Origin of the sequence: Okeania sp. SIO2F4, assembly GCF_010672385.1 — a bacterium.
Lineage (GTDB): Bacteria > Cyanobacteriota > Cyanobacteriia > Cyanobacteriales > Microcoleaceae > Trichodesmium.
The window spans coordinates 1-1,120 of record NZ_JAAHGT010001480.1; the positions used below are offsets into that span (position 1 = coordinate 1).

At 32.4% G+C, this 1,120-nt stretch carries 1 protein-coding gene; it reads right to left on the reverse strand.

The window, feature by feature from the left end:
* Positions 1-225: 225 nt before the first annotated feature.
* On the reverse strand, positions 226-540 hold the full coding sequence (locus tag F6K22_RS41355; protein ID WP_293111020.1) for an IS200/IS605 family accessory protein TnpB-related protein: 315 nt from the start codon (positions 538-540) through the stop codon (positions 226-228).
* Positions 541-1,120 lie beyond the last annotated feature (580 nt).

Sequence of the window (1,120 nt, forward strand, 5' to 3'; positions counted from 1 at the left end):
TTGGTTGGAATAAAAGTCAGAAAAATCAAATAGATAATGGTCATAAAAGTAATTCATAATTTGTACCAATTCCTACAGCTAGACTCAAAGAAAGAATAGCTCAGTTGTGGGATGAATATGGAATAATATTTATAGAAACACCAAGAGAGTTATACAAGTATAGCTTCATTTTTAGATGGTGACCATCTGCCTATTTATGGTGAGAAACCCGATGATTGGAAACCGTCAGGAAAAAGTGACTTGATTTTTCTTACCTTTTTTGTAAACTGGAATCAAGTCATTATCCATAAAACTTGCTTTTGATGTATAAGATTCTTCAGTAAGAATTACTTTTATCCCTACCATCTTAGCTTTATAAGATAACATTTCAATTAACTTATTATAGGGAACAGATACAAAATTTTGATTGTTTTTTTTACCTAGGTTTATCTTCTGCTTCCAGTCTTCATTGTGTCCTATTATCATGTTCCTCTGCATCTGATTAATTAGAGTATCAATAATTAAACGAGATGATTTATGGAGATAATCATTGATGAGCAAATTCTCTTTTTAAGATAAGTTTTTTCAGCCTCTTACTTGATTGATTTTCCTGGAGTTGAGACTGTAGGAAGCTCTTAACTTTGTTATAGTATTGATTGATAGATTTTAACGGTCTGTCATTGATCACTCTTGGGTTTAATTCCGGCGCTTATTAAAAGTTAATGTAGCTAAGTTGTTTAATCCTATATCAATACTGGCGCAACGATTTTTCTCTAGCTTGTATTGTTTTTCGGATTTTTCATAAATCACCTCAATTACATAATGGTTAAGTCTACGGACGATCCGAACTTGTTTGAGAGTGTGAAGTAGGTACTAATGTTTTTAGATAAATCCCTGTTTTACTGGGATTAATAATTCCAAGTTTTAAGTTGCCTTTTGCTGATGACTTGTGTTGTATAAACTAGAATGTTTCTTCCCGTTATTTTGTTTTTATATCCACCGAAGACGAGGACGAGCATTAAACTTTGATGGGTTCTGTTTATAAACTTCGTTCGCTGCTAAAAAAATCTGCGCTGTTTCGATCTATTATCATCAAAATTTGTTGAGATACTCGATTCTGGCATTGCTTGATAGTCTGCTT